This window comes from Variovorax sp. KBW07 (assembly GCF_003852515.1).
GTDB lineage: Bacteria > Pseudomonadota > Gammaproteobacteria > Burkholderiales > Burkholderiaceae_C > Variovorax.
In genome coordinates, this window is record NZ_QAJK01000100.1 from 46218 (window position 1) to 71131 (window position 24914).

A 24914-nucleotide genomic window follows, 5' to 3' on the forward strand; every position below is an offset into this window, starting at 1 on the left:
CATCAGGCGCCGGCCAGGGTCCTGGCCATGCGCAGCGCCTCGATGAGGCTCGACGCATCGGCAAGGCCCGCGCCGGCAATGTCGAACGCGGTGCCGTGATCGGGGCTGGTCCGCACCAGCGGCAGCCCCAGCGTCACGTTCACGCCCTTCTCCACGCCAAGGTACTTGACCGGGATCAGGCCCTGGTCGTGGTACATCGCGATCACCACGTCGAACTCGCCGCTGGACGGCACGCCGGCCTTGGCACGCGCGCGCATGAACACCGTGTCGGGCGCAAACGGCCCGCTGGCGTCGATGCCCTCGGCGCGCGCGGCCTCGACGGCCGGCGCAATGATCTCGCGCTCTTCCGTACCGAACAGGCCGCCCTCCCCCGCGTGCGGATTCAGTCCCGCGACGCCGATGCGCGGCACGCGGCCCAGCGCGTGCGTCAGTGCCCTGTGGGTGATGCGCAGCGTTTCCAGCACGCCGTCGAAGCGCACGGCCTCGATGGCATGGCGCAGCGACATGTGGATGCTGACGAGCACGGTGCGCAGCTCGTCGTTGGCCAGCATCATGCGCACCGGCACGTCGGCCACGCCGCGGCCCAGGTGCGCGGCGGCCTCGGCCTGCAGCAGTTCGGTGTGGCCCGGGTACGGGAAGCCAGCGGCCGACAGCGCCTCCTTGTGCAGCGGCGCGGTCACGATGGCGGCAATTTCACCGCGCAACGCGGCCCGCGCGGCCCAGACCACGCACTCGCCCGCCACCCGGCCGGCCTCGGCGCTGATCCGGCCCAGTTCGATGGGAGTCGCCGGCGCGGCGATCACCTGCAGCACCGGGATGCAGCCGGGCGGCACCGTCGCAGCCTCGGCCACGGATTCGATTTCCAGCACGGGCCAGGCTGGCTGCCCCGGCGACGCCAGGGCCTGCGATGCCCGGCGCACGGTGGCAACGTCGCCCGCGACGAAGGTGCCGCGCGTCGCATCGGGTGCGTCGCGAAACGCCTTGACGATGATCTCGGGGCCGATGCCCGCGGGGTCGCCCAGCGTGATGGCAATGGCTGCGGTGCTCATGCCGGGTTGTCGATGTCGATGAACTCGTGCACCAGCCCGAGCTGCGCCGCCACATGCCCCGCCACCGCCGGCGCGCCGTAGCGCTCGGTCGCGTGGTGCCCGCAGGCGAGAAAGGCCACGCCCATTTCGCGCGCGTAGTGGGCCTGCGGCTCCGAAATCTCGCCAGTAATGAAGGCGTCGGCACCGGCCGCAATGGCGGCCTCGAAGTAGCCCTGGGCGCCGCCGGTGCACCAGGCTATATTTTTAATAGCGCGATGCGCCGTATCGACGAGCGTTACCGGGCGGCCCAGTACCTTTTCGACATGCGCGGAGAGCACCTTGGCGCTGGCAAAGCTCTCGCCATTTGCACGCGCGCCCAGAAAACCCAGTTCCTGCTCGCCGAAGCGCCCGGTCGAGCCCGCATGGGCCACGAGCCCCAGTTGCAGGCCAAGCTGCGCGTTGTTGCCCAGCTCGGGATGCGCGTCGAGCGGCAGGTGATACGCGAACAGGTTGATGTCGTCGCCGAGCAGCAGGCCCAGGCGCTGCTTCATCCAGCCGGTGACGCAGCCGTCCTGGCCGCGCCAGAACAGGCCATGGTGGACGAAGATGGCATCGGCTTCGGCGCTGATGGCGGCTTCGATCAGCGCGCGGCTGGCGGTCACGCCCGAGACGATCTTGCGGACCACGGTGCGCCCCTCGACCTGCAGGCCGTTGGGTCCGTAGTCCTTGAAGCGCCCGGGGGCCAGCAGCAGGTCGAATGCGTGAAGCAGTTCTTGGCGGGTGGTGCTCATCGCGACATTGTCGCGCCCGCCACGGGGGCGGCGCCGTGCCGCATGGCATGGCCGCGCGCGGCCAGTGGCCAGAGCGCCAGCAGGAAGCCCACACCCGCCAGCGCCGCGACGTAATGCGCCGGCGCCATCGTGTCGTGTTGCAGCCAAAGCGTGAGGATCACCGGCGTCAGCCCGCCAAAGACCGCGTACGACATGTTGTAGGCGAACGAGAGCCCGGTAAAGCGCACCGGCGCCGGGAAGGCGCGCACGCCCGCGATCGGCACCGTGGCGATGGTGCCCACGAACAGGCCCACCAGGCCGTAGTGCCAGAACATCGTGGCCGGCGTGCCGGGCAGCCCGCTGTAGAACATGTAGGCCGTGACAAACAGGCCGGCCCAGCCGATCAGCATCACGGCGCGGGTGCCGATGCGGTCGCTGGCCCAGCCGACCAGCACGCAGCCGATCGTCAGCGTCAGCGTGGCAAGCGCATTGGCTTCGAGCGCCAGCGCGGCCGGGATGTGGTGCACCTTCTGCAGGTAGGTGGGCGTGTACAGCACCACCACGACGATGGCGGCCGACAGCACCCAGGTCAGCAGCGCGACGTACACGCTGGCCAGGCGATGCTCGCGCAGCACGGTACGCAGCGGCAGCTCGCGCGCGACCGTCTTGCGGCCGGCCAGCTCCTTGAACACCGGCGTCTCGTGCAGGAAGCGGCGCAGGTACACCGACACCAGGCCGAACACGCCGCCCAGGATGAACGGAATGCGCCAGGCGAAGTCGCTCACCTGCTCCGGGGAATAGTGGCGGTTGATGGCCACGGCGATCAGCGAGCCCAGCAAGATGCCGCCCGTGATGCCCGATGTCAGCAGGCCGATGCCGAAGCCGTAGTGCTTGCCGGGCACGTGCTCGCCCACGAACACCCAGGCGCCGGGCATTTCACCGCCGATGGCCGCGCCCTGCAGCACGCGCATCAGCAACAGCAACAGGGGCGCCGCGATGCCGATGCTCGCGTAGGTCGGCAGCAGGCCGATGACCAGCGTGGGCGCGGCCATCAGGAAGATCGACAGCGTGAACATGCGCTTGCGGCCAAAGATGTCGCCGAAATGCGCAATGACGATGCCGCCCACCGGCCGGGCCAGATAGCCGGCCGCGAAGATGCCGAAGGTCTGCAGCTGGCGCAGCCAGTCGGGCATGTCGGCCGGGAAGAACAACGCTCCCAGCACCGTGGCAAAGAAGACGTAGATGACGAAATCGTAGAACTCCAGCGTGCCGCCGAGGGCGGACAGGGCGAGCGTCTTGTAGTCGCTGGAATCGAGGGTGCGCGCCGGTACCGGCTGCGCGCCGACCGGGTGAGTTGTTTCTGAGGTCATGGCTGGCAGGGAAATCGTGAGCGCGTGCGCCAGGCTCCCCGGCGGGCGGGGGCGGAAAAAAGAGCGCAGCGACGAAACGCCTGGCCGCTTCCGCCGGGTGGGCGACGCGGGAGGCCGGGGAACACGGGCCGGGTAGACCGACCCGTGATGCTAGGGGTTATCCCGGATTCACGCAGGCGCGGCGCGCCAAACTCGACCGCCCCGCGAGGTTTCTGGCTGCGCCCTTGAGGGACAATTGCAGGCAATACCGCGCCCCGGATGGCGCTCTCTTTCCTGTCTTGCATTCAATCTTCATGAAACGCACCTGGCTGCTCTTTGCCCAAGCCGTGACCGTCCTGCTGGCGGCCTACTTCGTCGTTGCGACGCTCAAGCCCGAATGGCTCAACAAGCGCGCGACCTCGCTGGGCGGCGTGGTGTCGATCGTCGAGGCACCGGCCGGCAGCCCGGCCGTACCGACGCCCGGCAGCCTGAGCATTCCGGCCAAGAAGGCGTCGCCCGCGGTGGTGAGCATCAACACCAGCAAGGCCGCGCAGCGCCATCCGCGCAGCAACGACCCGTGGTTCCGCTTCTTCTTCGGCGACCAGGACGACCAGCCCCAGGTGGGCCTGGGCAGCGGCGTGATCGTCAGCCCCGACGGCTACATCCTCACCAACAACCACGTGGTCGAGGGCGCCGACGAGATCGAGATCACGCTGAACGACAGCCGCCACGCGCGCGGCAAAGTGATCGGCACCGACCCCGACACCGACCTCGCCGTGCTGAAGATCGAACTCGACAAGCTGCCCGTGATCGTTCTGGGCAACTCCGACGAACTGCAGGTGGGCGACCAGGTGCTGGCCATCGGCAACCCCTTCGGCGTGGGCCAGACCGTCACCAGCGGCATCGTCTCGGCGCTGGGCCGCAACCAGCTGGGCATCAACAACTTCGAGAACTTCATCCAGACCGACGCGGCCATCAACCCGGGCAACTCGGGCGGCGCGCTGATCGACGTCAACGGCAACCTGCAGGGCATCAACACCGCGATCTATTCGCGCTCGGGCGGCAGCATGGGCATCGGCTTCGCCATTCCGGTGTCGATGGCCAAGATCGTGCTCGAAGGGATCGTCAAGGAAGGCCAGGTTCGCCGCGGCTGGATCGGCGTCGAGCCGAGCGACCTGTCGCCCGAACTGGCCGAGACCTTCGGCGTGAAGGCGGACGCGGGCGTGATCATCACCGGCGTGCTGCAGAACGGCCCCGCCGCCAAGGCCGGCATTCGCCCCGGCGACGTGATCACCTCGGTGGGCGAGAAGAAGACCGACAACGTGCAGGCCCTGCTGACCGCGGTGGCCGGCCTGAAGCCGGGCAACACCTCGCGCTTTGCACTGCAGCGCGGCAGCGACAAGATGGAACTGGACGTGACGCCGGGCCTGCGGCCCAAGAGCCCGGTGCGGCAAGTGCCAAACCAGCCGGAGTAAAGCCCCGGCTCGGCTGGAATCAGGAAGACGCCGAGGAATCGGCGTTTTCTTCCTCTTCAGGCTTCTTGGCCGAGCTCGCGAAGTAGCGGGCACCGATGATGCCCACTTCGTACAGCAGGCACATCGGCACCGCCAGCGCCAGCTGCGACACCACATCGGGCGGCGTGAGCACCGCGGCCACCACGAAGGCCACCACGATGAAGTAGCCGCGGAAAGACTTGAGCTTTTCGATGGTCACCATCTCGAAGCGCACCAGCAGCATCACCACGATCGGCACCTGGAAGGCGACGCCGAACGCGATGTACAGCGACAGGATGGCCTCGACGTACGAAGAAATATCGGGCGTGGCGGCCACCGCGGCCGGCGTGAACTTCTGGATGAAGCTGAACATCTTGTCCAGCACGAAGAACTGCACGAACGCAATGCCGGTATAGGCCAGCAGGCTGCCGAAGAAGATCAGCGGCAGGGCAAAGCGCTTCTCGTGGCTGTAGAGGCCCGGCGCCACGAACATCCAGGCCTGGTACATGAGCCAAGGCAGCGCCAGCAGCACGGCCGTCATCATGAGCACCTTGAGCGGCACGAAGAACGGCGAGAACACGCCGATGGCGATGAGCTTGGCGTCCGGCGGCATGTGCGCACGGATCGGCATGGCGATCAGGTCGATCAGCCCGCCCGGGCCGGGCCAGATGGCCAGCAGGATGCCCGCGATCACCAGGCCATAGACGCAGTAGAGCAGCCGGTCGCGAAGCTCGACCAGGTGCTGTACGAACGGCTGCTCGGTGCCCGCCAGCTCGTCTTCTTTGTCTTTGTTCTTGTTGTCGGAATCGGCCATTGGAAAAGAAGAAAGCGTAGCGTCGTCGGCCGGCGTGCGGCACTCGAACAACGCGGTGGTTAGGGTGCGCTAATTGATCTTGTGGGGGCGGAAGCGGGCAACCCGCGCCGCACCCGACAGCGCCTTGGTGCGCACGCCGTTGCGCGCCTTGTACCACTGCGGCGTGGCGCCCTGCTTCAGGCGCCAATTCTTGCGGGGGTGCCTGTACTCGGGCACCGAAACCTCGGGCTCGGCCAGCGCCGAAAGCGTTTCACCCGATTCGGAGAACTGCTTTTCGAAGTCGCTCGCCCCCGTGTGGATGCTGTGCTCGACATCGCGCGCCGCGTCCTCGACGGTGGTCTTCATCTTGCGCAGTTCGTCGAGCTCCATCGAGCGATTGACCTCGGCCTTGACGTCGCTCACATAGCGCTGCGCCTTGCCGAGCAAGGTGCCAACGGTGCGGGCCACGCGCGGCAGCTTTTCCGGCCCGATGACGATCAGCGCCACGACGCCGATCAGCGCCAGCTTCTCAATGCCCAGGTCGAACACGTTGTGCCTGTGCTCAGGACTTCTGACGCGCTTCGACGTCGATGGTCGGCTTGTCGCCGTTGGCCGGCTGGCCGGTCACTTGCTGGGCGGGAGCCGACGAGGCGGTGGCGGATGCGTCGTTCGAAGAACCGCCTTCCTTCATGCCGTCCTTGAAGCCTTTGACGGCGCCACCAAGGTCCGAACCCATGTTCCGCAGCTTCTTGGTGCCGAAGATCATGACCACGACGAGCAGCACGATCAGCCAGTGCCAGATAGAAAAAGAACCCATGGAAGACTCCTAAGAATGTGTCCGATTTTAGTCGGGCGAAATGTGACAGTTTGGCTTAATGCGGTTCAGCCGCGAAGCCATGGCCGGGGACCGCCCATGACATGGACATGGAGATGGTGAACCTCTTGCCCGCCCTCGGTGCCGGTGTTCACAACGACGCGGTAGCCGCCGTCGGGGTAGGGCCGGCAGCCCTGCTCTATGGCCAGCTTGGGGGCCAGCGTCATGATCTTGCCCATCAGCGCCGCGTCGTCGGGCGTCAGCTGCGCCATCGAGGCGATGTGCTTCTTGGGCACCAGCATGAAATGCACCGGCGCCCAGGGCGCGATGTCGTGAAAGCCGTACAGGTCTTCGTCTTCGTAGACCTTGCGCGAAGGAATCTTGCCTTCGATGATTTTGCAGAAAACGCAGTTCGGATCAGATGACATCTTTGGGTTCCATGGGGCGGCTGTCGTTCATGCGGATCATGCCTTTCACGATCCGGTAGAGGAACCACAGCGAAATCAGGCTCCAGGCGATCCAGCCGGGCACCAGGAACAGCAGCCAGAGCCAGGCCGTCAGCACGTAGGCCAGGCCGGCCCACAGCACCGAGCGGATGCGCCAGCTGAAATGCGAGGCCTGCCAGGTGCCGGCCGCGTCGTCGCGCTTCACGAAGTCGATGACCAGCGCCAGCAAGAGCAGCAGCACCGAGGCTTGCGCCCCGGGCAGGACGGCGCCGATGGCCACGATCAGGTGCAGGATGTAGCTGACCCAGCCCCAGGTCTTCAGGGAGCTGTCGGGTTCCACGTTCACGATGTCGTTGGCCATGGGATGTCGTCCTTTCAGTCGTTGCCAGCCTCGCGGGCGTGCACCTTGCGCAAGGCCTTTTCCTCGATGCCGCTGGTGCCTTCGCGGCGCTCGAGCTCCGCGACGACATCGGCAGGCGAAAAACCGTAGTGCGCCAGTGCCACCATGGTGTGGAACCACAGGTCGGCCACTTCGTTCACTATTTTTGAGCGGTCGCCGCCATGGTCGGCGTCTTTGGCGGCCATCACGACTTCGGTGGCTTCCTCGCCGATCTTCTTGAGGAAGGCATCGGGGCCCTTGTGCAGCAGGCGCGCGACGTAGCTCTTGTCGGGGTCGCCGCCTTGCGCGGGCAGGCGGGTCTCGATGACCGCGGCCAGGCGAGCGAGGGCGTCGGAGGTGTTGTTCACTGTGGCCGTCATTTGTAGATCGACTCCGGGTCTTTCAAGACCGGCTCGACCACGGTCCACTGGCCCTTTTCGTATTTGCTGAAGAAGCAGCTGTGGCGGCCGGTGTGGCAGGCAATGCCGGGCTCGTGGCCAAGCTGGGTGACCTTGAGCAGCACCACGTCGTTGTCGCAGTCGAGCCGGATCTCGTGCACGGTCTGCACGTGGCCCGATTCCTCGCCCTTGAACCACAGCTTGTTGCGCGAGCGGCTGAAATACACCGCGCGGCCCAGCTCGGCGGTCTTTTCGAGCGCCTCGCGGTTCATCCAGGCGAACATCAGCACGTCGTTGCTGCCTTGTTCCTGCGCGATGACCGGCACCAGGCCGTTCGCGTCCCATTTCACTTCATCGAGCCAATTCATCGGCATATTGTCAGGGATAGAAAAAGACCCTTGAAGCTCAGCTGCGCACGGGAATACCGCGCTCGGCCATGCGGGCCTTGGCCTGCCCGACCGTGTATTCGCCGTAGTGAAAGATGCTGGCGGCCAGCACCGCGTCGGCGCCGCCGGTCTGGATGCCGTCGGCCAGGTCGTCCAGGTTGCCGACGCCGCCCGAGGCGATGACGGGCACGTTGACGGCATCGCTCACGGCGCGGGTCAGCGCCAGGTCGAAGCCGCTCTTGGTGCCGTCGCGGTCCATGCTGGTCAGCAAAATCTCGCCGGCGCCCCGGCGGACCATCTCGGTGGCCCACTCGACGGCGTCCAGGCCGGTGTTCTTGCGCCCGCCGTGGCTGTACACGTCCCAGCCCGCGCCGCGCGTGGCTGCGTCTTCGGGGCTGCGGCGCTTGGCATCGATGGCCACCACGATGCATTGCGCGCCGTACTTCTGCGAGGCGTCGTTGATCACGTTCGGATCGGCGATGGCGGCCGAGTTGAAGCTGGTCTTGTCGGCGCCCGCATTGAGCAGCCGGCGCACGTCGGCCACGGTACGCACGCCGCCGCCCACCGTCAGCGGAATGAAGACCTGCGAAGCCACCGCCTCGATGATCGGCAGGATCAGGTCGCGGCCATCGCTGGTGGCGGTGATGTCCAGAAAAGTGAGCTCGTCGGCGCCCTGCGCGTTGTAGCGCGCGGCAATTTCCACCGGGTCGCCGGCGTCGCGCAGTTCGAGAAAGTTGACGCCCTTGACGACACGGCCGCCGGTGACGTCGAGGCAGGGAATGATGCGTTTGGCAAGCATGGGAATTTGAACCGGACGAAGAGAAATCAGAGAACGCGGAGCTGTTGCCAGCCCTGCCATTGGGCGCCGGGCGCCAGCAGCACCGGCTCGTCGATGCGGGCGGCTTCGACGCACAGCATGTGGCGGTAGCCGTCTTCGGGCATGTCGGCGAGTTTCGCACCGAGCAGCGCACCCGGGTTCCAGACCACGGTTTCGCTGCAGCTGGCACTTTGCGCAATTTCGAGCGTGCCGGCGGGCTGCACCAGCTTCAGCGGCCTGGCAGGCGCGGCATACACGCTGTCGAACTCTGCATCGAAATGCAACGCCGGGGCCATTTCGACGTGGCGGTCGTCGCGCAGCGAATCCCAGCGGTTGGCGCCCTGCAGGCCCTCGAGGCGAACCTTGGCGATGTCGTCGACACGCAGGTAGGTGTGCAGCGCGGCGGCAAAGGTCCAGGGCGCATGGTCGATGTTGGCCAGGGTGAGCGCCGTGCGCAGTTGGCCGGCGGACAGCGTGACGTCGAGCCGCGCCTCAAAAGCGTGCGGCCAGATCCTGCGGGTGGCCTCGGCGTCCCGAAGCACCAGCCGCAGTGTGTTCGGCGTACCCGCGGCCTCTTGCACCCAAGGCAAATTGCGCATGAATCCATGCTTGGGCAACATGCCCCGCTGGTTGAATTGGGGGCAGCAGATGGGCACGCCGCCGCGAATGGCGGCCTGACCGTCGAACACGGCGCGAGGGCTCAAATAGAGCCTTTCCACTGCGTCGGCGGTGGTCCACGAGAGCACTTGCGCGCCGTGCAATGCCACGGTGAGCGTGCTTCCGTCAGCGCCGGTGGCACGCAGGGCGGGCTGGCCGCGAAACTCGATCGAGCTGATTTCCATGTGAGGAATTGTAGGCAGCGCGGGTGCCATGGCACGGATTTGGCAACAGGCCCATTGCGTGCCCGGGGCCTTCTTGGATACCCTGTGGCTGCTTGCACAAGGGGACAAAAGGTGCAAGTCGGTCCCGTGCACGAAAAAAACCATTCACACACGACAAAGGGGATACGCAATGAAGAAGAAGCTGCCGATGGCCGCCTGGATCCTGATCGCCATGGTGCTCGGCATCATCGTGGGCTACATGATCTTCTCGAGCTTTCCCGACAAGAAGGCCGCAAAGGAAATCGCGGACTACGTTTCCATCGTCTCCGACGTGTTCCTGCGCCTGATCAAGATGCTGATCGGTCCGCTGGTGTTTTCCACGCTGGTGGTGGGCATCGCGCACATGGGCGACGCCAAGTCGGTGGGCCGCGTGTTCGGCAAGGCCATCGGCTGGTTCCTTACCGCCTCGCTGATCTCGCTGGTCATCGGCCTCGTCATGGCCAACCTGCTCAAGCCCGGCGAGAACCTCGGGCTGCCGCTGCCCGACATCGGCGCCTCGGCCAACCTGGCCACCTCGAAGTTCACGCTGAAAGACTTCGTGAGCCACACGGTGCCCAAGTCGTTCGTCGAGGCCATGGCCAACAACGAAATCCTGCAGATCGTGGTGTTCTCGATGTTCTTCGGCGTGGCGCTCGCCTCGCTCGGCGACAAGGCCAAGACGCTGGTGGCCGCCATCGAGGAACTGTCGCACGCCATGCTGAAGATCACTGGCTACGTGATGAAGCTCGCGCCGCTGGCCGTGCTGGCCGCCATGGCCGCCACGGTGGCGGTGAACGGCCTGGGCATCCTGCTGAAGTTCGCGGTGTTCATGGGCGACTTCTACCTGGGCCTGTTCGTGCTGTGGAGCGTGCTGGTGCTGGCGGGCTTCCTGTTCCTCGGGCCGCGCGTGTTCAAGCTGCTGGTGCTCATCAAGGAAGCCTTCCTGCTGTCCTTTGCAACGGCCAGTTCGGAGGCCGCGTACCCGAAGATCCTGCAGGCGCTCGACCGTTTCGGCGTGAAGCGAAAAATCTCCAGCTTCGTGATGCCGATGGGCTACTCGTTCAACCTCGACGGCTCGATGATGTACTGCACCTTCGCCGTGCTGTTCATCGCGCAGGCCTACAACATCCACATGCCGATCAGCACGCAGGTCACGATGCTGCTGATCCTCATGCTCACCTCCAAGGGCATGGCCGGCGTGCCGCGCGCCTCGCTGGTGGTGATTGCCGCCACGCTGAACCACTTCGACATTCCCGAGGCCGGGCTGCTGCTGATCCTGGGCGTGGACACCTTCCTCGACATGGGCCGCTCGGCCACCAATGCCGTGGGCAACTCCATCGCCACCGCGGTGGTCGCCAAGTGGGAAGGCGAGCTGCTGTCCGAGAGCGATGCCGAGATCAATGCCAGGGCCATCGACGAGGAAGCCAACGCCACCCTCGCCCACCCGGCCCACGCGTGAGACGCAACGCCATGAAGCCCAAGGCCACGCTATCGGTTTTGCTTGCCGGGCTGCTGGCAGCCGTTGCGATGGTTGCCGCCCTGCCGGTGCACGCGCAGGAGCTCCTGAGCGGCACGCTGGCCAAGGCCCGCGAGACGGGCGCCATCACCATCGGCTACCGCGAGTCGTCGGTGCCCTTCTCGTACCTGAATACACGCAAGGAACCGATCGGCTATTCGATCGAGCTGTGCCGCGCACTGGTGACGGCCATCGAGGACACGGTGAACAAGAGCCTCACCATCAAGTGGGTGCCTGTCACTTCCGATTCGCGCATCGACGCGGTCGCCAGCGGCAAGGTCGACCTGGAGTGCGGCTCCACCACCAACAACCTCGAGCGCCAGAAGCGCGTGAGCTTCTCGCCGACCATGTTCGTCTCGGGCACCAAGGTGCTGGTGAAGAAGGGCGCACCCATCAGGTCGTTCCGCGACCTGGCCGGCAAGAAGGTCGCGGTAACGGCCGGCACCACCAACGAAAAGACGCTGCGCGAGCTGTCCGAGAAATTCAAGCTCGGCATCCAACTGCAGGTGGCGCGCGACCACGCGGAATCGTTCGGGCTGGTGAAGAGCGGACAGGCCGATGCCTTCGCCACCGACGACGTGCTGCTCTACGGGCTGATCGCGCAGGACGCCGCCAAGGCCGACTACGAAGTGGTCGGCGACTTCCTCTCCTACGACCCCTACGGGATCATGTACCGCAAGGGCGACACGCAACTGGGCAAGGTGATCGTCGACACCTTCCAGGTGCTGGCGGAAGACGGCGAAATCGAGCGGCAGTACAAGCGCTGGTTCCTGCGCAAGCTGCCCTCGGGGGAAAGCATCAACCTGCCCATGAGCGCGCAGCTGGAAACGATCATCCAGACGATGAAGGTGAAGGCCGAGTAGGCCTGCACCACCCCGGCTACCGCGCAGGCCACTCCCAGCGCGGAATCTCGCTCATGTCGAGATTCGCGATGCGGGTTTCGCCGAACTGCTTTTCGAGCACCACGGGTTGCAGGCCGTCGCTGTCGTCGAGCGCGGCAATCAACCGTGCGGCATGCGACACCACGATCACCTGCGACTCGCGCGCAGCCCGGGCAATGAGCCGGCCAAGGGCTGGCAGCAGATCGGGGTGCAGGCTGGTTTCAGGCTCGTTGAGCACCAGCAGCGAAGGCGGCCGCGGCGTGAGCAGCGCGGCAATCCACAGCAGGTAGCGCAGCGTGCCGTCGGACAGCTCGGCCGCGGTCAGCGGACGCAGCAGGCCGTGCTGGTGCATGAGGGTTTCGAAGCGGTCGCCATTCACATGTACCTCGACACGAGCACCCGGGAAGGCGTCGTCCACGGCACGGTCGAGCGCCCCGGCATCGCCGATTTCGCGGATGGTCTGCAGCGCAGCCGCCAGGTCCGAACCGTCGTTGGCGAGCACGGGCGTGTAGGTGCCCAGTTGCGGCTGGCGCGCGGGCGCGTCGGCATCGGAGCGGAAGTGGTCGTAGAAGCGCCAGGAGCGCATCTGCTCGCGCAGCGTGAGCATTTCGGGTGCCGCATGCGGGTCGGCGTACTCGGTCATCATGCTGGCGAAGGCGGGGATCGGTCGGCCCACGTGCAGCCAGTTCTTGCTGTCGTCGCCGCGCAAGCGAAGTGCTGCGCCTTTGCGGTCGACCAACTGCGTCGAAGGCCGCAGCCATGGGCCGTTCCAGATCACCTCTCGCTTGACTTCGGGGTCATGCGAAAAGCTCGTCGGCATTGACGACGACGGCAGGCCGATATCGATCGCATAGCCGAAATCTTCTGCTTCACTGCCCGCAAAACCCAGCCGAAGCGCGACCGGCTCGTTGCGCCGTGTTCCCTGCACCGGCACATCGCCGCGCAGCATCGCAGCCGAAAAGCTTTCAGGCCCCGCCCACAGCGTGGAAGACAGCCCGCCCTCGCGCACCAGCGAGCGGATCACGCCCCCGTTCGCAATATCGGCCAGCAGCCGCATCGCGCGGTACACGCTCGACTTGCCGCTGCCGTTGGCCCCGGTCACGACCGTGAGCCGGCCGAGCGGCACCGTCAGCTGGCGCAGCGAGCGGTAGTTGGCAATGGCGAGCGCGGAGAGCACGCGCTGCTGGGGAAGGCGTCAGGCGCCGGCCAGCTCGTCCGCGCGGGCTTGCGCGGCGGCGAAATCGAGGTCGCCCGAGTAGATGGCGCGTCCGCAGATCACGCCCTCGACGCCCTCGAACTCGACCGCGCACAGCTGGTCGATGTCGGCCATGTTCGACAGGCCACCCGAGGCGATCACCGGAATGGTCAGCGCCTGCGCGAGCTTGACGGTGGCCTCGATGTTGATGCCCGAGAGCATGCCGTCGCGGCCGATGTCGGTGTAGATGATCGACTCGACGCCGTAGTCTTCGAACTTCTTGCCCAGGTCGGCCACCTCGTGGCCCGTGAGCTTGCTCCAGCCGTCGGTGGCGACCTTGCCGTCCTTGGCATCGAGGCCCACGATGATGTGGCCGCCGAATGCGCTGCAGGCGTCTTTCAGGAAGCCCGGGTTCTTGACCGCGGCGGTGCCGATGATCACGTAGCGCAGGCCGTCGTCGATGTAGCGCTCGATGGTGTCCAGGTCGCGAATGCCGCCCCCCAATTGCACCGGGATGTCGTCGCCGACTTCCTTCAGGATCGCCTTGATGGCCGCATGGTTCTGCGGCTTGCCGGCGAAGGCGCCATTCAGGTCGACCAGGTGCAGCCGGCGCGCGCCGGCGGTGACCCACTTGCGGGCCATGGCGGCAGGGTCTTCGCTGAAGATGGTGGACTGGTCCATGTCGCCCTGTTTGAGGCGAACGCAGTGGCCGTCTTTGAGATCAATGGCGGGAATGAGGAGCATGGAAGTGACGCGAGTGTGCGAAATCCGGGCTGTTGGAGGATCGGCCCGGTCGGGAATGGTAGGTCAGGGGTTCCAGTGGAGGAAATTTCGATAGAGCTGCAACCCTTGGTCCGCACTCTTCTCCGGGTGGAACTGGGTGGCAAAAATGTTATCGCGTGCGATGGCTGCGGTAAAGCAGGCACCGTAATCCGCCTCGCCCACGCTGTGCCTGGCGTCGGCCGGCCGCACGTAGAAGCTGTGCACGAAATAGAAATAGCTCTGGTCGGGAATGCCCGCCCACACCGCATGCGGCTGGGCCTGGCGCACCTGGTTCCAGCCCATCTGCGGCACCTTGAAGCGGCTGCCGTCGGCCTGCAGGCGACCGGCCAGGTCGAACTTGATGACCTCACCCGGTATGAGGCCAAGGCCGTCGGTCGGGCCTTCGTCGCTGCGCGACAGCAGCATCTGCATGCCGACGCACACGCCGAACAACGGCTTGCTGGCCGCGGCTTCGAGCACCGATTCCTGCAAACCCGAATCGCGTAGCTCGCGCATGCAGTCGGGCATGGCGCCCTGCCCCGGCAGCACCACGCGGGTGGCCTTGCGCACCACGTCGGGGTCGGAGGTGACGAAGACCTGCACGCCGACCTGGTCGGCCGCATGCTGCACGGCCTGCGAAACGGAGCGCAGGTTGCCCATGCCGTAATCGACGACGGCGACGGTGTTGGCAGCTGATGTCATGGCTGTTCGCTGGGGAGATTCAGAGCAAACCCTTGGTCGAGGGAATGACACCGACCGAGCGTGGGTCGAGCTCCAGCGCGCCGCGCATGGCGCGGGCAAAGGCCTTGAACACGGTCTCGCACTGGTGGTGCGCGTTCACGCCCTTGAGGTTGTCGATGTGCAGCGTGACGAAGGCGTGGTTCACGAAGCCCTGGAAGAATTCGTAGGTGAGCTGGCTGTCGAAGGTGCCGATCATTCCGCTGGTGAAGGGCACGTGCATCACGAGGCCGGGGCGGCCCGAGAAGTCGATGACCACGCGGCTCAGTGCTTCGTCGAGCGGCACGTAGGCATGGCCGTAGCGGCGAATGCCCTTCTTGTCGCCGATGGCCTGGGCCACGGCCTGGCCGAGCGTGATGCCCACGTCTTCCACCGTGTGGTGGCCGTCGATGTGCAGGTCGCCCTGGCAGTCGATGTCGAGGTCGATCAGCCCGTGGCGGGCGATCTGGTCGAGCATGTGGTCGAAGAAGCCGATGCCGGTCGAAAGCTTGGCCTTGCCGGTGCCGTCGAGATTCACGCTGACGGTGATCTTCGTCTCGGCGGTGTTGCGGGTGACCGTCGCGGTGCGATCGGCGTTGCCCAGGGTGGTGGGGGTGGTCATAGTGAGGCTTCGAGTGCCGCGAGCATCCGCGCATTCTCGTCGGCCGTTCCGACGGTGAGGCGCAGGCAATTTGCCAGCAGTTCGTGCATTTTAGAAACGTTCTTCACCAGAACCCCGTGAGCCTTCATGCCCTCGAAGGTCTTAGCGGCATCGGGCACGCGCAAAAGGACCATGTTGGCGTCGCTGGGCCAGGTCTTGACGCCCGGCAGGCGGCCGAGGCCCATCATCAGGCGCTCGCGCTCCTCGCGGATCTGCCGCGCCTGGGCCTCGAACACCTCGGTGTGCTCCAGCGCGAACAGCGCGCACTCGCAGTTGAGCACGCTGATGTTGTAGGGCGGCCGCACCTTGTCGATTTCAGCAATCAGCGCTGACGGCCCCATGAGGTAGCCCAGGCGGATGCCGGCCAGGCCGAACTTGCTGAGCGTGCGCATCAGCAGCACGTGGCCGTGCTTGCCGAGCCGGTCGATGTAGCTGCGGGCGGCAAAGGGCTGGTAGGCCTCGTCGATCACCACCAGGCCGCCCTGCGCGCCCTGGGCCTCGACGATCTTCTCGACGACGGCATCGTCCCAGAGGTTGGCGGTCGGGTTGTTCGGGTAGGCCAGGAAGACGATGGCCGGCTTCTCGCGCGCGATGGCGGCCAGCATGGCGGCCTCGTCGAGCTCGAAGTCGGCGGTGAGCGGCACGCCGACGAAGCGCAGGCCTTGCAGCTGCGCGCTCATGGCGTACATCACGAAACCGGGCACGGGCGCCAGCACGGTGGCGCCGGGCAGGTCGCAGGCAATGGCCAGCAGCGAGATCAGTTCGTCGGAGCCGTTGCCCAGCATCAGGCTGAAGCCCTCGGGCATTTGCGCGTGGGTGGCCAGCGCGCGCTGCAGGTCGGCGCCGCGATCGCCCGGGTAGCGGTTCAGCGCCAGCGCTCCGAGCCGCGCACCCAGCTCGGCTTGCAGCGCGGGCGGCAGGCCGAAGGGGTTTTCCATCGCGTCGAGCTTGATGAAGCCGCGCGCGTCCTGCACCGCGTAGGCATGCATGGACTGCACGTCGGCGCGGATGCGTTGAAGGGAGCGGGCGGTGTCGGGAGCGATGGTCATCGGGTGCAGCGGTAGCTGTTTCGCAAGGCGCCGGACATGACCAGTTGCACGGGCATGTCGGCTTCGTAGCTGTCGGCGTTGCGGGTCAGTTCGGTTTGATAGAGCGAGCGGGCCATCGAGGGCTCAAGGCGGCGTCCCTCGACGCAGAAGGTGGGCTTCTGGCCGTTGCGCTGCGACGATTCGACGCCTTCGCGCAGGCCTTCGAGCACACCGACCAGGTAATAGCTGGCGTAGGCCTTGCCGTCTTTTTCGGTGGCTTCGAGCGTGCGCAGTTCGCGGATGCTCATGGCCTGCGCGCCAGCGCCGATCACACCGGCCGCCAATGCGAGCAGCAGCGCCGGCAGGCGCGGCAACAGATGGGCGGCGGTGTGTTTCATCGGCAGGTCACTTGCGGTAGCGCGGCGGCGGCGCGTACGCGCCATCGGCCGGGAAGGCGCTCGGCTGCGACGGCGTGGCATCGCGGCGGGCACGGCGCGGCACGTTGGGCTGCTCGAGCTCGAACAGCGCGGCGCCGATCACGCCGATGTTGCGCACGTCGCCGGCTTCGGTGTTCGCGGCGTAGGCGCGGCTGGGGGCGGCAAAGCGGAAGGCCGCGACCTCGTTCTGGCTCTTGCGGAAGCCTTCGATGGTGAGCGCCTGCTGCGGGCCCAGCACATAGCCGCCGTTGCGCAGGCTGCCGGGCTTGCCGTTCAGCACGTCGAGGCCATCGACCGTGGCGATCAGCTCGTAGCTGCGATCACTGAGGTTGCGAAAGCGCAGCGTGTAGCGCGCGCCTTCGACGCCGGCCAGCCGGAACATGTCTTCGGCACGGCGCGCGCGCTGCAGCGGCAGCGGCCGGCCGTCTTCGTCGAGCACCGACCATTCGATGTCGCCCTGGGCCAGCAGCAGGTTCAGGCGGCGCTCGGGGTTGCTGCCCACGGTGCGGCGCACGGCATTCGCTTCGTTGTAGCCCAGCGAAGCCACGTCGTCCGGCTGGTCGGACAGGCGCTTGGCCGTGACCGAGCGGACCTTCGATTCGATGCCTTCTCCCCATTGCGTGCCGAGCTGCGCGGGTGCGGGAGCAGCGGCGCTCTGCGTTGCAGTGGCTGGTGCATCGCGAACGGCCAGCGGCTGCTGGCCGCAGGCCACCAGCAGCGCGGCGCCGGCGATGAGGCCGGTCGCGAACTTGAACAGACGTGAACGATAGAGACGGTGAATCATCTGGATTGCTCCTCCCGAAGCGGGTTTATGGAGCGTCAGATCTTACGCAGGCGCATGCGGGCAGCTTCGGCGTGCGCCTGCAGGCCCTCTCCTTCGGCCAGCGTGACGGCGATGGGGCCGAGCACCTGGGCGCCGGCTTCGCTGACCTCGATCAGGCTGGAGCGCTTCTGGAAGTCGTACACGCCCAGCGGGCTCGAGAAGCGCGCCGTGCCGCTGGTCGGCAGCACGTGGTTGGGGCCGGCGCAGTAGTCGCCCAGGCTTTCGCTGGTGAATGCCCCGAGGAAGATCGCGCCCGCGTGGCGCAGCAAGGGCTCCCAGCGGTTCGGTTCGCTGCTGCTGACCTCGAGGTGTTCGGGGGCGATGCGGTTGCTGATCTCGCAGGCCTCTTCCATGCTCTTCGTGTGGATCAGCGCGCCACGGCCGTTGAGCGAGGCGGCGATGATTTCCGCGCGCGGCATGGTGGGCAGCAGGCGGTCGATTTCGGCCTGCACACGATCGATGTAGGCGGCGTCGGGGCACAGCAGGATGCTCTGGGCCAGCTCGTCGTGCTCGGCCTGGCTGAACAGGTCCATCGCCACCCAGTCGGGCGGCGTGGTGCCGTCGGCCAGCACCAGGATTTCGCTCGGGCCCGCGATCATGTCGATGCCCACGGTGCCAAACACGCGGCGCTTGGCGGCAGCCACGTAGGCGTTGCCCGGGCCGGTGATCTTGTCGACGGCAGGAATGGTAGCGGTGCCATAGGCTAGCGCGGCCACGGCCTGCGCGCCACCGATGGTGAACGCACGCGTGACGCCCGCCACATAGGCGGCAGCCAGCACCAGCACGTTGCGTTCGCCCTTGGCCGACGATTGGCCACCAGCGCCGCCGGTCGCGACGCTGCCCTTCGCGGGCGTCGGCACGACCATGATGATTTCGCCCACGCCGGCCACGTGCGCCGGGATCGCGTTCATCAGCAAGCTGGACGGATAGGCCGCCTTGCCGCCGGGCACGTAGATGCCGACGCGGTCGAGCGGCGTGACCTTCTGGCCGAGCAGCGTGCCGTCCGTGTCGCGGTAGCTCCAGCTTTCGCCGCTGGCCTTCTTCTGCGCCTCGTGATAGCTGCGCACGCGGTCGGCCGCGGCTTGCAGCGCAGCGCGCTGGTCTTCAGGCAGCGAATCGAAGGCCTCCTTGAAGTCGGCCTGCGTCAGTTCGAGTTCCGACACGGCGGCGGCACCGAGCCCGTCGAAGCGGCGCGTGTACTCCAGCACCGCCTCGTCGCCGCGCTTCTGCACGTCGGCCAGGATGTCGGCCACCACTTTCTCGATGGCGGCATCCGCGTCCGCGGACCAATGCAGCCGCGCCTTGAATTCAGCGTCGAAGCTGGCTGAAGTCGTGGACAAACGGGCGGGGGCTGCTTTCAGAGTCATGGGGTTCGGGTGGAAGTCAGGCGGACGGAATGGCCGACGCAAAGGCGTCGATGATGCGGCGGATGGGCTCGCGCTTGAGCTTGAGCGCGGCCTGGTTGACCACCAGGCGGGCGCTGATGTCCATGATGCGCTCCACCTCGACGAGGTGGTTGGCCTTGAGCGTGTTGCCGGTCGAGACCAGGTCGACGATGGCGTCGGCCAGGCCGGTGAGCGGTGCCAGCTCCATGCTGCCGTAAAGCTTGATCAGGTCGACGTGCACGCCCTTGGTGGCGAAGAAATCGCGCGCCAGGCCGACGTACTTGGTCGCCACGCGCAGGCGCGAGCCTTGTCGCACGGCCGAGGCGTAGTCGTAGTCGGCGCGCACGGCCACGCTCAGGCGGCAGGCGGCAATGCGCAGGTCCAGCGGCTGGTACAGGCCCTGGTTGCCGTGCTCGAGCAGCACGTCGGAGCCGGTCACGCCGAGGTCGGCGCCGCCGTACTGCACGTAGGTGGGCACGTCGGAGGCACGCACCAGCACCACGCGCACGTCGGGCCGGGTGGTTTCGAGAATCAGCTTGCGCGACTTCTCGGGGTCTTCGGTGACCTCGATGCCGGCCGCGGCCAGCAGGGGCATCGTCTCTTCGAAGATGCGGCCTTTCGAAAGGGCTAGCGTAATCATGCGGCGGCTCCCGTCACACGTTCGATGTCGGCACCGAGGCCGCGCAGCTTGGCTTCCATGCGGTCGTACCCACGGTCCAGGTGATAGATGCGGTCGACCAGCGTTTCGCCGTCAGCCACGAGGCCGGCAATGACGAGGCTGGCGGAGGCGCGCAGGTCGGTGGCCATCACGGTGGCGCCCGACAGTTGCGGCACGCCCTCGACCATGGCGACCTTGCCTTCGACGTGGATGGCCGCGCCCAGGCGCACCATTTCGTTCACGTGCATGAAGCGGTTCTCGAAGATGGTTTCGGTGACCATCGAGGCGCCGCGCGCGATCACGTTCAGCGCCATGAACTGGGCCTGCATGTCGGTCGGGAAGCCCGGGTACTCGGTGGTGCTGAAGCTCTGCGCCTTCAGGTGCTCGCTGGCCGGTGCCCTGGAGCTGATGCGCACGCCGCCCTCTTCGGGCGCCACCGTGCAGCCGGCGTCGCGCAGCTTGTCGATCACCGCGTCCATGTGGTCGGCGCGGGCGTGGCGCAGGAACACGTCGCCCCCCGTGGCCGCGACGGCGCACAGGAAGGTGCCTGCCTCGATGCGGTCGGCCACCACGGCATGCTCGCAGCCATGGAGCTTCTCGACGCCCTGGATGCGGATGTGGCTGGTGCCGTGGCCCGTGATCTTCGCGCCCATGCGGATCAGCATTTCGGCCAGGTCGACGATTTCGGGCTCCTGCGCGGCGTTTTCGAGCAACGTCTCGCCCTCGGCCAGCGCGGCGGCCATGAGAAAGTTTTCGGTGCCCGTGACGGTGACCATGTCGGTCAGGATGCGCGCGCCCTTCAGGCGGGTGCGGCCCGCCGGCAGGCTGGCGATCATGTAGCCGTGCTCGACCACGATCTCGGCGCCCATGGCCTGCAGGCCCTTGATGTGCTGGTCGACCGGCCGCGAGCCGATGGCGCAGCCACCGGGCAGCGACACCTTGGCGTGGCCGAAGCGGGCCAGCAGCGGCCCCAGGGCCAGCACCGAAGCGCGCATGGTCTTCACCAGCTCGTAGGGGGCCTCGGGGTTGGTGAGGTCGCTGGCGTCGAGCTGCACGGTGCCGTTGTCGTCGCGCTCGGCGGTCACGCCCATGTTGCGCACCAGCTTGAGCATGGTAGACACGTCCTGCAGGCGCGGCACGTTGCGCAGCGTCACGGGCTGGTCGGTCAGCAGCGCCGCGCACAGCTCGGGCAGCGCGGCGTTCTTGGCACCGGAAATGAGTACTTCGCCGCGAAGCTGGCGCCCGCCGCGAATCAGAAGTTTGTCCATCGAAGTTCCAGCGAAATCAGGGGGCCCGCGGGGGCCGGAAAGTTACTTTTCCACGGCCGCCCATTCGGCGGGCGTGTAGGTCTTCATCGAAAGCGCATGCACTTCGTCGGTGTGCATTTTCGCACCGAGGGTGGCGTAGACCCGCTGATGGCGCTGAATGGCGCGCTTGCCCTCGAATTCGGCCGAGACGATGGTGGCGTACCAATGTCGGCCGTCGCCCTCGAGCGTGATGTGCTCGCACGGGAGATGGGACTGGATCAGGGCCTGGAGTTGTTCGGCGGTCATGGGGTCTTGAGAAGAAGCGGTCAACCGCGGATTTTGTAGCCGATACGCAGCAAATGGACGGCGATGGCGCTCACCACCAGCCAGGCGGTGCCGACGATGCCCAGGCTGAGCCAGGGCGAGGCGTCGCTGACGCCGAAGAAGCCATAGCGGAAGCCGTCGATCATGTAGAAGAACGGATTCAGGTGGCTGACCTTCTGCCAGAACGGGGGCAGCGAGCCGATCGAATAGAACACGCCCGACAGGAAAGTCATGGGCATGATCAGGAAGTTCTGGAACACGGCCATCTGGTCGAACTTCTCGGCCCACAGGCCGGCGATGAGCCCCAGCGTGCCGAGCATCGCGGCCCCCAGCAGCGCGAACACGACGATCCACACCGGCGCCACGAAATCCGGCATGGCGAAGAACATCGTGACCACGAACACGCCGAGCCCCACGGCCAGTCCGCGGATGATCGACGAGCCCACGTAGGCAAAGAACCAGCCCCAGTGCGACAGCGGCGTGAGCAGAACGAACACCAGGTTGCCCATGATCTTGCTCTGGATGATCGACGACGAGCTGTTGGCAAAGGCGTTCTGCAGCACGCTCATCATCACGAGGCCGGGCACCAGGAAGGCCGTGTAGCCGACGGTGCCGTAGACCGTCACGCGGCCTTCGAGCACATGGCCGAAGACCATGAGGTACAGCAGCGCGGTGAGCACCGGCGCACCGACGGTCTGAAAGCCGACCTTCCAGAAGCGCAATGTCTCCTTGTAGAGCAGCGCGCGCCAACCCGTGACGGCCATCATCGCGCGACCTCCAGCGGCGTCTGCTCGCCCGCCATCAGGTCGATGAACACGTCTTCCAGGTCGGCCTTGCGCATTTCCACGTCTTCCACCGCGACGCCGGCTTCGCGGATCGCGGCCAGCAGTTGTTCCACTTCATGGGCGTTCTGCGCCGGCAGCTGCACGATGCGCCCGGTGATGCGCGCATGCTGCGCAATGGCCCAGGGCAGCATGGCGTCGGTCTTGAAGCGCAGCACGTTGCTGGCGGCCGACTTCAGCAGCTCGCTGGTGCGGTCCAGGGCAATTACCCGGCCCAGCTTGAGCATCGCGATGCGGCTGCACAGGGCCTCGGCTTCTTCGAGGTAATGGGTGGTCAGCAGCACGGTGCTGCCCTGCTTGTTGAGCTTGGCGACGAACTGCCAGAGCGTCTGGCGCAGCTCGACATCGACACCGGCCGTGGGTTCGTCGAGCACGATCACCGGCGGCTTGTGCACCAGCGCCTGCGCCACCAGCACACGGCGCTTCATGCCGCCCGAGAGCTGGCGCATGTTGGCCGAGGCCTTGTCCGTCAGGCCGAGGCTGTGCAGCAGCTCGTCGATCCAGTCGTCGTTGTTCTTGATGCCGAAGTAGCCCGACTGGATGCGCAGCGACTCGCGCACGTTGAAGAAGGGGTCGAACACCAGCTCCTGCGGCACGATGCCCAGTTGGCGGCGGGCCTCGGCGTAGTCGCGCTGCACGTCGAAACCGTGGACGCTGATCGCACCGGCCGTGGGGCGCGCGAGCCCCGCGAGCATGCTGATCAGGGTGGTCTTGCCCGCGCCGTTGGGGCCGAGCAGGCCGAAGAACTCGCCCGGCTCGATCTGGAAACTGACCTCGTCGACCGCGCGCAGCCCTTGTTTGCCTTGGGCCCGCTGCTGCTTGGAGGGGGGATAGGTCTTGGAGACCGACTGGAATGAGATCGCGGGCATGGGAGCCCGTGATTTTACGGGGCGCCTTCACAAACTGCCGCGCAGCGGCCCGATGCCCTCATGCGGCCGCCGCCGGGCCGCCCCAAGGCGAGCCGCGCCTCACCCTCGGGGGGTGGCGAATTACACGCAGCGAAGCGAAGTGAAAAGCCGGGGGGCAGACAGTGTCAGGGCGCGGCGGGCAAAAGGCCCGCGATGCCGTACAGCGCCGCCAGTTCGCGCAGCCTGGGGGACAGGCCCTTGACCGCGAACCCCCGGCCCATCGCGCTCGACTCGCGCCGGCATTCGAGCAGCACCGCCAGCGCCGACGAATCGAACTGCGCCAGCGCGGAGGCGTCGACCACCGTCGACGACGAATCCGTCTGGCCCTTCAGCCCCTGCTGCAGCATGCGCATGCAGGCGGGGGCCTCGTCATGGGTGAGCTTGGTGGGCAGGACCAGCATGATGGCGTCCGTGGGCCCGTCAGCCCTTGGCGTTGCCCTTGTTGCGCGCGGCCAGGGCAGCAATCAGGCCATCGATGCCGCTCTTGTTGATTTCCTGCGCGAACTGGGTGCGGTAGGTGTCGACCAGCCAGACGCCCAGCACATTCAGGTTGTAGACCTTCCAGCCCGCGCCCTGGCCCGGCGTCTTTTCGAGACGGTAGTCGAGCTGCACGGGGTCGCCGCGGCCCTTGACCTCGGTGCGCACCAGCACGTCGGTGTCGGTGGGCGAGCCGCGGAACGGACGGATCGTGACGGTCTGGTCGGTCACCTGGTCGAGCGCGCCGGCATAGGTGCGCACCAGCAGGGTCTTGAACTCTTCCTGCAGGCGCTTTTGCTGCTCGGGCGTGGCCTGGCGCCAGGCCGGACCGACAGCGGAAGCCGTCATGCGCTGGAAGTTGACGTTCGGCATGATCTTGCTGTCGACCAGCACCATGATCTTGCTGACGTCGCCAGACTTGATGGACGCATCGGCCTTGATCGTGTCCAGCACGTCGGTCGACAGGCGCTTGACCAGCGCATCGGGTGTTTCGTCGGCCGCGCGCGCGGGCTGGACGAAAGCGACGGCAGCGCCGAACAGCAGGGCACCGGCCAGCACCAGGCGGCCGAGATCGCGTCGTTGCAAGGTTTTGGCCTTGGTCTTGTTGTTCATGTGAGTCCCTCAATCAAGTTTGAAAATTCACGGAGTACGCGCAAGAGGCGCGGTACTCAGACAGAAACGGATTCGAGCCACCGCAGGCCGACCTGGTTCCTGTCGGGCAGGTGAAGCCTTGCAACCGGATGCAAGCGGCTTCACCCCGCGCCGTTGCCATGCGCCTTATTTTCCGGCGCCGTCGTCCGGCGGATTGCCGTCGTAGACCTGGCTGCGGCGGCGCTGCAGGAACGCGTCGCGCGTGAACGAATACTTGTCGAGCGCGGCATCGCCGAGCAGGCGGCTGGCACGCAGGTACTGGGCGCGCGTGTCCACCACGCGCAGCACGGTCAGCGAATTGCGCCAGGGAATGTCGTCCACGTGTGCCAGCGGGTCGCCATAGATGTCCAGCGGCTTGGCCACGGTGTCGCGCAAGGTCGAGGAGCCCATGACCGGCAGCACCACATAAGGACCGGGGCCCACGCCCCAATAGCCGAGCGTCTGGCCGAAATCTTCTTCGTGACGGGCAATGCCCGCCTCGCTGGCAACGTCCAGCAGGCCGCCGAGCCCGAAGAAGGTGTTGACGTTCAGGCGCATGAAAGTCTCGGCGCTGCCTTGCAGCTTGAGCTGTGCCACGTTGTTGGCCAGGCTCCAGACATCGCCGATGTTGCCGAAGAAGTTGTTCACGCCCGTGCGCACCATCGAAGGCAGGGCCCACTGGTAGGCGGTGGCCGCGGGAATGAGCACTGCGTCGTCGACACCGTCGTTGAAACGCGAAACGCCGCGATTGAAGGGCTCGAACGGATCGGCCGGGTTGGCATTGGGGCCCGTGGCGCATCCGGCCACGACAGCCAGGACGGCGGCAGCGCCCGTCAGACGGGCGTATTTTGCTATGTCTTTCATAGCAAATGACAGATTGAATCGTGTTT

General features: G+C 66.5%; 31 protein-coding genes. 3 read left to right on the forward strand and 28 right to left on the reverse strand.

The window, feature by feature from the left end; genetic code table 11:
- Nucleotides 1-2 precede the first annotated feature (2 nt).
- The 3 genes from pdxA to DBV14_RS20190 are packed head-to-tail and all read right to left on the reverse strand — an operon-like array spanning nucleotide 3 to nucleotide 3168.
- On the reverse strand, nucleotides 3-1049 hold the full coding sequence (gene pdxA / locus DBV14_RS20180; protein WP_124461377.1) for a 4-hydroxythreonine-4-phosphate dehydrogenase PdxA: 1047 nt from the start codon (nucleotides 1047-1049) through the stop codon (nucleotides 3-5).
- Nucleotides 1046-1819 carry a Nif3-like dinuclear metal center hexameric protein gene (locus DBV14_RS20185; protein WP_124461379.1) on the reverse strand — a complete coding sequence of 258 codons (774 nt, stop codon included), beginning with the start codon at nucleotides 1817-1819 and terminating at the stop codon, nucleotides 1046-1048. The genes pdxA and DBV14_RS20185 overlap by 4 nt, the downstream gene beginning before the upstream one ends.
- Complete coding sequence (locus DBV14_RS20190) at nucleotides 1816-3168, reverse strand: MFS transporter (RefSeq protein WP_124461381.1); 1353 nt, start codon at nucleotides 3166-3168, stop codon at nucleotides 1816-1818. Before DBV14_RS20190 ends, DBV14_RS20185 begins: the two co-directional genes overlap by 4 nt.
- A 293-nt stretch (nucleotides 3169-3461) precedes the next feature.
- Between DBV14_RS20190 and DBV14_RS20195 the strand changes: the two genes are divergently transcribed.
- A complete protein-coding gene (locus DBV14_RS20195; RefSeq protein ID WP_124461383.1) occupies nucleotides 3462-4622 on the forward strand; it encodes a trypsin-like peptidase domain-containing protein in 1161 nt (386 codons plus the stop codon).
- Nucleotides 4623-4641: 19 nt separating this feature from the next.
- Here DBV14_RS20195 and tatC read toward each other — a convergent pair whose 3' ends face one another.
- The 9 genes from tatC to DBV14_RS20240 all read right to left on the reverse strand — a co-directional run bounded on the left by tatC (nucleotide 4642) and on the right by DBV14_RS20240 (nucleotide 9515).
- The gene (tatC, locus tag DBV14_RS20200) at nucleotides 4642-5454 is read right to left on the reverse strand and encodes a twin-arginine translocase subunit TatC (protein ID WP_124461385.1); all 813 of its coding nucleotides are present in this window, start codon (nucleotides 5452-5454) and stop codon (nucleotides 4642-4644) included.
- Between the two features lie 69 nt (nucleotides 5455-5523).
- On the reverse strand, nucleotides 5524-5982 hold the full coding sequence (gene tatB / locus DBV14_RS20205; RefSeq protein WP_124461387.1) for a Sec-independent protein translocase protein TatB: 459 nt from the start codon (nucleotides 5980-5982) through the stop codon (nucleotides 5524-5526).
- A 13-nt stretch (nucleotides 5983-5995) separates the two neighbouring features.
- Entirely contained in the window at nucleotides 5996-6250 is a 255-nt protein-coding gene (gene tatA / locus DBV14_RS20210; protein WP_124461389.1) for a Sec-independent protein translocase subunit TatA, read from the reverse strand.
- 65 nt (nucleotides 6251-6315) lie between these two features.
- Nucleotides 6316-6675, reverse strand: a complete 360-nt coding sequence (locus DBV14_RS20215; protein WP_124461391.1) for a histidine triad nucleotide-binding protein — start codon at nucleotides 6673-6675, stop codon at nucleotides 6316-6318.
- Nucleotides 6665-7054 (reverse strand): hypothetical protein, encoded by a 390-nt coding sequence (locus DBV14_RS20220; protein ID WP_124461393.1) that lies wholly within the window; start codon nucleotides 7052-7054, stop codon nucleotides 6665-6667. The genes DBV14_RS20215 and DBV14_RS20220 overlap by 11 nt, the downstream gene beginning before the upstream one ends.
- Nucleotides 7055-7068: 14 nt before the next feature.
- A complete protein-coding gene (locus DBV14_RS20225) occupies nucleotides 7069-7452 on the reverse strand; it encodes a phosphoribosyl-ATP diphosphatase (RefSeq protein ID WP_124461395.1) in 384 nt (127 codons plus the stop codon).
- Entirely contained in the window at nucleotides 7449-7838 is a 390-nt protein-coding gene (gene hisI / locus DBV14_RS20230) for a phosphoribosyl-AMP cyclohydrolase (protein WP_013539725.1), read from the reverse strand. The genes DBV14_RS20225 and hisI overlap by 4 nt, the downstream gene beginning before the upstream one ends.
- Before the next feature lie 37 nt (nucleotides 7839-7875).
- Entirely contained in the window at nucleotides 7876-8655 is a 780-nt protein-coding gene (gene hisF, locus DBV14_RS20235; protein ID WP_124461398.1) for an imidazole glycerol phosphate synthase subunit HisF, read from the reverse strand.
- 26 nt (nucleotides 8656-8681) lie between these two features.
- The gene (locus DBV14_RS20240; RefSeq protein WP_124461400.1) at nucleotides 8682-9515 is read right to left on the reverse strand and encodes a D-hexose-6-phosphate mutarotase; all 834 of its coding nucleotides are present in this window, start codon (nucleotides 9513-9515) and stop codon (nucleotides 8682-8684) included.
- Nucleotides 9516-9684: 169 nt separating this feature from the next.
- Between DBV14_RS20240 and DBV14_RS20245 the strand changes: the two genes are divergently transcribed.
- Complete coding sequence (locus DBV14_RS20245; RefSeq protein ID WP_124461402.1) at nucleotides 9685-10992, forward strand: dicarboxylate/amino acid:cation symporter; 1308 nt, start codon at nucleotides 9685-9687, stop codon at nucleotides 10990-10992.
- A gap of 11 nt (nucleotides 10993-11003) precedes the next feature.
- Nucleotides 11004-11912: an amino acid ABC transporter substrate-binding protein gene (locus DBV14_RS20250; RefSeq protein WP_124461404.1), complete on the forward strand. Its 909-nt coding sequence runs from the start codon at nucleotides 11004-11006 to the stop codon at nucleotides 11910-11912.
- 16 nt (nucleotides 11913-11928) lie between these two features.
- Here the strand turns inward: DBV14_RS20250 and DBV14_RS20255 are convergent, their stop codons facing one another.
- The 16 genes from DBV14_RS20255 to DBV14_RS20330 all read right to left on the reverse strand — a co-directional run bounded on the left by DBV14_RS20255 (nucleotide 11929) and on the right by DBV14_RS20330 (nucleotide 24888).
- Nucleotides 11929-13107 (reverse strand): AAA family ATPase, encoded by a 1179-nt coding sequence (locus tag DBV14_RS20255; RefSeq protein WP_124461406.1) that lies wholly within the window; start codon nucleotides 13105-13107, stop codon nucleotides 11929-11931.
- 18 nt (nucleotides 13108-13125) lie between these two features.
- Complete coding sequence (hisA, locus tag DBV14_RS20260; protein WP_013539719.1) at nucleotides 13126-13869, reverse strand: 1-(5-phosphoribosyl)-5-[(5-phosphoribosylamino)methylideneamino]imidazole-4-carboxamide isomerase; 744 nt, start codon at nucleotides 13867-13869, stop codon at nucleotides 13126-13128.
- Between the two features lie 63 nt (nucleotides 13870-13932).
- Complete coding sequence (gene hisH, locus DBV14_RS20265) at nucleotides 13933-14589, reverse strand: imidazole glycerol phosphate synthase subunit HisH (RefSeq protein WP_124461408.1); 657 nt, start codon at nucleotides 14587-14589, stop codon at nucleotides 13933-13935.
- A 19-nt stretch (nucleotides 14590-14608) separates the two neighbouring features.
- Complete coding sequence (gene hisB, locus DBV14_RS20270) at nucleotides 14609-15226, reverse strand: imidazoleglycerol-phosphate dehydratase HisB (RefSeq protein ID WP_124461410.1); 618 nt, start codon at nucleotides 15224-15226, stop codon at nucleotides 14609-14611.
- Nucleotides 15223-16314 carry a histidinol-phosphate transaminase gene (hisC, locus tag DBV14_RS20275; RefSeq protein ID WP_124461411.1) on the reverse strand — a complete coding sequence of 364 codons (1092 nt, stop codon included), beginning with the start codon at nucleotides 16312-16314 and terminating at the stop codon, nucleotides 15223-15225. The genes hisB and hisC overlap by 4 nt, the downstream gene beginning before the upstream one ends.
- A complete protein-coding gene (locus DBV14_RS20280) occupies nucleotides 16311-16691 on the reverse strand; it encodes a hypothetical protein (protein ID WP_124461412.1) in 381 nt (126 codons plus the stop codon). Before DBV14_RS20280 ends, hisC begins: the two co-directional genes overlap by 4 nt.
- Nucleotides 16692-16698: 7 nt before the next feature.
- Nucleotides 16699-17514, reverse strand: coding sequence for a hypothetical protein (locus tag DBV14_RS20285; protein WP_124461414.1), 816 nt, complete (start codon nucleotides 17512-17514; stop codon nucleotides 16699-16701).
- Between the two features lie 35 nt (nucleotides 17515-17549).
- The gene (gene hisD / locus DBV14_RS20290) at nucleotides 17550-18920 is read right to left on the reverse strand and encodes a histidinol dehydrogenase (protein ID WP_124461418.1); all 1371 of its coding nucleotides are present in this window, start codon (nucleotides 18918-18920) and stop codon (nucleotides 17550-17552) included.
- A gap of 16 nt (nucleotides 18921-18936) precedes the next feature.
- Entirely contained in the window at nucleotides 18937-19578 is a 642-nt protein-coding gene (gene hisG / locus DBV14_RS20295) for an ATP phosphoribosyltransferase (RefSeq protein WP_124461420.1), read from the reverse strand.
- Nucleotides 19575-20864 (reverse strand): UDP-N-acetylglucosamine 1-carboxyvinyltransferase, encoded by a 1290-nt coding sequence (gene murA, locus DBV14_RS20300; RefSeq protein WP_124461422.1) that lies wholly within the window; start codon nucleotides 20862-20864, stop codon nucleotides 19575-19577. The genes hisG and murA overlap by 4 nt, the downstream gene beginning before the upstream one ends.
- A gap of 42 nt (nucleotides 20865-20906) precedes the next feature.
- Entirely contained in the window at nucleotides 20907-21149 is a 243-nt protein-coding gene (locus DBV14_RS20305; protein ID WP_007835251.1) for a BolA family protein, read from the reverse strand.
- Nucleotides 21150-21169: 20 nt separating this feature from the next.
- Complete coding sequence (locus DBV14_RS20310) at nucleotides 21170-21934, reverse strand: ABC transporter permease (protein WP_124461424.1); 765 nt, start codon at nucleotides 21932-21934, stop codon at nucleotides 21170-21172.
- Entirely contained in the window at nucleotides 21931-22878 is a 948-nt protein-coding gene (locus tag DBV14_RS20315) for an ABC transporter ATP-binding protein (RefSeq protein WP_124461426.1), read from the reverse strand. The genes DBV14_RS20310 and DBV14_RS20315 overlap by 4 nt, the downstream gene beginning before the upstream one ends.
- Nucleotides 22879-23042: 164 nt before the next feature.
- Entirely contained in the window at nucleotides 23043-23318 is a 276-nt protein-coding gene (locus tag DBV14_RS20320; RefSeq protein ID WP_124461428.1) for a lipid asymmetry maintenance protein MlaB, read from the reverse strand.
- 19 nt (nucleotides 23319-23337) lie between these two features.
- Nucleotides 23338-24006 (reverse strand): phospholipid-binding protein MlaC, encoded by a 669-nt coding sequence (locus DBV14_RS20325; protein ID WP_124461431.1) that lies wholly within the window; start codon nucleotides 24004-24006, stop codon nucleotides 23338-23340.
- 165 nt (nucleotides 24007-24171) lie between these two features.
- Entirely contained in the window at nucleotides 24172-24888 is a 717-nt protein-coding gene (locus DBV14_RS20330; protein ID WP_260397145.1) for a VacJ family lipoprotein, read from the reverse strand.
- Nucleotides 24889-24914: the final 26 nt, after the last annotated feature.

What these genes read in the sequence shown, in the direction of transcription:
- hisA (WP_013539719.1), bottom strand. Translation starts at nt 13,869, where the DNA reads ATGCTCCTCATTCCCGCCATTGATCTCAAAGACGGCCACTGCGTTCGC.
- DBV14_RS20190 (WP_124461381.1), bottom strand. Translation starts at nt 3,168, where the DNA reads ATGACCTCAGAAACAACTCACCCGGTCGGCGCGCAGCCGGTACCGGCG.
- DBV14_RS20320 (WP_124461428.1), bottom strand. Translation starts at nt 23,318, where the DNA reads ATGCTGGTCCTGCCCACCAAGCTCACCCATGACGAGGCCCCCGCCTGC.
- tatC (WP_124461385.1), bottom strand. Translation starts at nt 5,454, where the DNA reads ATGGCCGATTCCGACAACAAGAACAAAGACAAAGAAGACGAGCTGGCG.
- hisH (WP_124461408.1), bottom strand. Translation starts at nt 14,589, where the DNA reads ATGACATCAGCTGCCAACACCGTCGCCGTCGTCGATTACGGCATGGGC.
- DBV14_RS20305 (WP_007835251.1), bottom strand. Translation starts at nt 21,149, where the DNA reads ATGACCGCCGAACAACTCCAGGCCCTGATCCAGTCCCATCTCCCGTGC.
- murA (WP_124461422.1), bottom strand. Translation starts at nt 20,864, where the DNA reads ATGGACAAACTTCTGATTCGCGGCGGGCGCCAGCTTCGCGGCGAAGTA.
- hisB (WP_124461410.1), bottom strand. Translation starts at nt 15,226, where the DNA reads ATGACCACCCCCACCACCCTGGGCAACGCCGATCGCACCGCGACGGTC.
- DBV14_RS20285 (WP_124461414.1), bottom strand. Translation starts at nt 17,514, where the DNA reads ATGATTCACCGTCTCTATCGTTCACGTCTGTTCAAGTTCGCGACCGGC.
- tatA (WP_124461389.1), bottom strand. Translation starts at nt 6,250, where the DNA reads ATGGGTTCTTTTTCTATCTGGCACTGGCTGATCGTGCTGCTCGTCGTG.
- hisF (WP_124461398.1), bottom strand. Translation starts at nt 8,655, where the DNA reads ATGCTTGCCAAACGCATCATTCCCTGCCTCGACGTCACCGGCGGCCGT.
- pdxA (WP_124461377.1), bottom strand. Translation starts at nt 1,049, where the DNA reads ATGAGCACCGCAGCCATTGCCATCACGCTGGGCGACCCCGCGGGCATC.
- hisG (WP_124461420.1), bottom strand. Translation starts at nt 19,578, where the DNA reads ATGATTACGCTAGCCCTTTCGAAAGGCCGCATCTTCGAAGAGACGATG.
- hisI (WP_013539725.1), bottom strand. Translation starts at nt 7,838, where the DNA reads ATGAATTGGCTCGATGAAGTGAAATGGGACGCGAACGGCCTGGTGCCG.
- DBV14_RS20185 (WP_124461379.1), bottom strand. Translation starts at nt 1,819, where the DNA reads ATGAGCACCACCCGCCAAGAACTGCTTCACGCATTCGACCTGCTGCTG.
- DBV14_RS20240 (WP_124461400.1), bottom strand. Translation starts at nt 9,515, where the DNA reads ATGGAAATCAGCTCGATCGAGTTTCGCGGCCAGCCCGCCCTGCGTGCC.
- DBV14_RS20225 (WP_124461395.1), bottom strand. Translation starts at nt 7,452, where the DNA reads ATGACGGCCACAGTGAACAACACCTCCGACGCCCTCGCTCGCCTGGCC.
- DBV14_RS20220 (WP_124461393.1), bottom strand. Translation starts at nt 7,054, where the DNA reads ATGGCCAACGACATCGTGAACGTGGAACCCGACAGCTCCCTGAAGACC.
- DBV14_RS20245 (WP_124461402.1), top strand. Translation starts at nt 9,685, where the DNA reads ATGAAGAAGAAGCTGCCGATGGCCGCCTGGATCCTGATCGCCATGGTG.
- DBV14_RS20250 (WP_124461404.1), top strand. Translation starts at nt 11,004, where the DNA reads ATGAAGCCCAAGGCCACGCTATCGGTTTTGCTTGCCGGGCTGCTGGCA.
- DBV14_RS20315 (WP_124461426.1), bottom strand. Translation starts at nt 22,878, where the DNA reads ATGCCCGCGATCTCATTCCAGTCGGTCTCCAAGACCTATCCCCCCTCC.
- DBV14_RS20310 (WP_124461424.1), bottom strand. Translation starts at nt 21,934, where the DNA reads ATGATGGCCGTCACGGGTTGGCGCGCGCTGCTCTACAAGGAGACATTG.
- DBV14_RS20325 (WP_124461431.1), bottom strand. Translation starts at nt 24,006, where the DNA reads ATGAACAACAAGACCAAGGCCAAAACCTTGCAACGACGCGATCTCGGC.
- DBV14_RS20330 (WP_260397145.1), bottom strand. Translation starts at nt 24,888, where the DNA reads ATGAAAGACATAGCAAAATACGCCCGTCTGACGGGCGCTGCCGCCGTC.
- DBV14_RS20280 (WP_124461412.1), bottom strand. Translation starts at nt 16,691, where the DNA reads ATGAAACACACCGCCGCCCATCTGTTGCCGCGCCTGCCGGCGCTGCTG.
- DBV14_RS20195 (WP_124461383.1), top strand. Translation starts at nt 3,462, where the DNA reads ATGAAACGCACCTGGCTGCTCTTTGCCCAAGCCGTGACCGTCCTGCTG.
- hisC (WP_124461411.1), bottom strand. Translation starts at nt 16,314, where the DNA reads ATGACCATCGCTCCCGACACCGCCCGCTCCCTTCAACGCATCCGCGCC.
- hisD (WP_124461418.1), bottom strand. Translation starts at nt 18,920, where the DNA reads ATGACTCTGAAAGCAGCCCCCGCCCGTTTGTCCACGACTTCAGCCAGC.
- DBV14_RS20215 (WP_124461391.1), bottom strand. Translation starts at nt 6,675, where the DNA reads ATGTCATCTGATCCGAACTGCGTTTTCTGCAAAATCATCGAAGGCAAG.